This window comes from Mesorhizobium sp. M7A.F.Ca.AU.001.01.1.1 (assembly GCF_004022735.1).
In the GTDB taxonomy this organism is placed as follows: Bacteria; Pseudomonadota; Alphaproteobacteria; order Rhizobiales; family Rhizobiaceae; genus Mesorhizobium; species Mesorhizobium ciceri.
The window spans coordinates 1-2,619 of sequence record NZ_RZPF01000821.1 but is presented as its reverse complement, the minus strand read 5'-3'; the positions used below and the strand labels follow the sequence as shown (position 1 = coordinate 2,619).

At 64.2% G+C, this 2,619-nt stretch carries 3 protein-coding genes; all 3 read left to right on the top strand.

Features of this window, described 5'->3' with window-relative positions; translation table 11 throughout:
- Window positions 1–14: 14 nt before the first annotated feature.
- From EN884_RS32400 to EN884_RS32390, 3 genes are read left to right on the top strand one after another with little or no spacing between them, the layout of a single operon-like run.
- A complete protein-coding gene (locus tag EN884_RS32400) occupies window positions 15–872 on the top strand; it encodes an RNA methyltransferase (RefSeq protein ID WP_063169012.1) in 858 nt (285 codons plus the stop codon).
- A 13-nt stretch (window positions 873–885) separates the two neighbouring features.
- On the top strand, window positions 886–1,374 hold the full coding sequence (gene lspA, locus EN884_RS32395; RefSeq protein WP_063169013.1) for a signal peptidase II: 489 nt from the start codon (window positions 886–888) through the stop codon (window positions 1,372–1,374).
- A 53-nt stretch (window positions 1,375–1,427) separates the two neighbouring features.
- A complete protein-coding gene (locus EN884_RS32390) occupies window positions 1,428–2,417 on the top strand; it encodes an MDR family oxidoreductase (RefSeq protein WP_024502831.1) in 990 nt (329 codons plus the stop codon).
- The last annotated feature ends 202 nt before the right edge of the window (window positions 2,418–2,619 follow it).

The window sequence follows — 2,619 nt, the reverse complement described above, 5'->3', positions numbered from 1 at the left end:
CGTTGGGTGGCTGAATGAACGAGCGGCATGCAGGCGCACCCGGCCAGGTGAAGGAGGTCACCAGCCTCGCCAATCCGCTGGTCAAGGACATCAAGGCGCTCGCTCAGAAGAAATTCCGCGACCAGCAGAACGCCTTCATGGCCGAGGGATTGAAGCTGGTCATCGATGCGCTCGATCTCGGCTGGCAGATCAGGACATTGGTTTTCGCCAAGGCCGGGCGCGGCAACGCTGCCGTGGAGAAGGTGGCCGCACGCACGGTTGCGGCAGGCGGCATGGTGCTCGAAGTGTCGGAGAAGGTGCTGGTCGCCATCACCCGTCGCGACAACCCGCAAATGGTGGTCGGCGTCTTTTCGCAAAAATTCCTCGCCCTGAAAGATGTCCGCGCTGACAATGGCGACGTCTGGGTGGCGCTCGACCGGGTGCGCGACCCCGGCAATCTCGGCACCGTCATCCGCACCGTCGATGCCGTCGGCGCCAAAGGCGTCATCCTGGTCGGCGATACCACTGATCCATTCTCCGTGGAGACGGTGCGTGCCACCATGGGTTCGATCTTTGCCGTGCCGGTGGCGAAGGCGACAACCGAGGCTTTCCTCGCCTGGCGAGGCGGGTTTTCAGGCCTCGTCGCCGGAACCCACCTGAAAGGCGCCGTCGACTACCGCTCGGTCGATTTTTCCCGCGGGCCCGTGCTGCTGATGATGGGCAACGAGCAGCAGGGACTGCCCGAAAGCCTGGCTGCGAGTTGCGACAGGCTGCTCAGGATTCCGCAAGCGGGCCGTGCCGATTCGCTCAATCTGGCCGTTGCCACCGGCATCATGCTGTTCGAGATCCGGCGCGGCGCGCTGAAGCTCGAGTCAATCCTGGACCAGCAATGAAGGTTGCCTGCCCGTGAGATCATGGTCTCCCTACGCATTGCTCGTCGTCGCGGCCATCGCGCTCGACCAGTGGATAAAATACCTGGTCGAGGCCGATCTGCCTTTTCAGGAGAAGGTTGATCTGCTGCCCTTCCTGGCGCTGTTTCGCACCTACAATACCGGCATCGCCTTCTCGATGTTCTCGTCCTTCGGCGACACCGGGCTGATCGTCATTTCGCTCGCCGTCGTTGCCTTCGTGCTGTTCCTGGCGACGCGGATCGCGCCGTCCCAGATCCTTGCCCGCACCGGCTTTGCGCTGATCGTCGGCGGCGCGCTCGGCAATCTGATCGACCGCGCCGTCTACGGCCACGTCATCGACTACATCCTGTTCCACACGCCGGTCTGGTCCTTCGCCGTCTTCAACCTTGCCGACGCCTTCATTTCGGTTGGTGCGGCACTGGTCGTCTTCGACGAGCTGTTCGGCTGGCGGCGCGAACCCAAAGCCAGTCCTTCCAAGGATTGACCCCGTGCGGCCATCGCCGCACAGTTCATGTCGTCAAGATCGCGGAGAAAGACATGTCCGAAACCTTCAAAGCCATCCTCGTTTCGCGTGACGCCGAGAAAAAGCAGTCGGTCGCCGTGACCGATCTCACCGAGGCCGACCTGATGGAAGGCGATGTCACCGTCGCGGTCGAGGCAACGACGGTGAACTACAAGGATGGCTTGGCGATCACAGGCAAGGCGCCGGTGATCCGCCGCTGGCCGCTGGTGCCGGGCATCGATTTCGCCGGCACCGTCATTTCGTCCTCGCATCCCGACTGGCGCGCCGGAGACAAGGTCGTGCTGAATGGCTGGGGCGTCGGCGAAACCCATTTCGGTGCCTATGCAGGCCGTGCCCGCGTCAAGGGCGACTGGCTGGTGCCGCTGCCGCAAGGCATCAGCCCGCATGACGCGATGGCCGTCGGCACCGCAGGATATACCGCCATGCTCTGTGTCATGGCACTGGAGCGGCACGGCATCCTGCCCGATCGCGGCCCGGTGGTGGTGACGGGGGCAGCCGGCGGCGTCGGCTCGGTCGCGGTCTCCATCCTGTCCAGCCTCGGCTACCATGTCATTGCTTCCACCGGCCGCAATGCCGAAAGCCCCTTTCTGATGGACCTTGGCGCCGCCGAGGTGATCTCGCGCGAGGAGCTTGCCCAGCCGGCCAAGCCGCTGGCCAAGGAGCGCTGGGCCGGCGGTATTGACGCTGTCGGCAGCCACACGCTGGCCAATGTGCTCTCGATGACCTCCTATGGCGGCGCGGTCGCCGCCTGCGGCCTGGCCGGCGGCATGGACCTGCCGGCCAGCGTCGCGCCCTTCATCCTGCGCGGTGTCTCATTGCTCGGCATCGATTCAGTGATGGCGCCGAAAGCAGTCCGCCTCGAGGCATGGCGCCGCATCGGCACCGACCTCGATCTGCAGAAGCTCGCCAGCCTGTCCAGCACCATCGGGTTCGACGGCATCGTCGATGCCGCGCGCGATATCGTCGAGGGCAAGATCCGCGGCCGCGTCGTCGTGGATATGTGACTCCGCCCAACTGCCGGAAGGGCGGATGCAATCGCCAGATCTGGTGGCAAACCCGCCGCGCCTCGGCAAAAAGCGCTCATCCGCTAAAATTGGAACGATCCGCCGCAATTTTCCATAAGCTCTGTCTGGCAAGAATTTCGCATGATCGCGCAATCCGGCAGCCAACAGGCGGACACTGGCGACGATGTCGATGCGGCTGCCT

What these genes read in the sequence shown, in the direction of transcription:
- EN884_RS32400 (WP_063169012.1), top strand. Translation starts at nt 15, where the DNA reads ATGAACGAGCGGCATGCAGGCGCACCCGGCCAGGTGAAGGAGGTCACC.
- EN884_RS32390 (WP_024502831.1), top strand. Translation starts at nt 1,428, where the DNA reads ATGTCCGAAACCTTCAAAGCCATCCTCGTTTCGCGTGACGCCGAGAAA.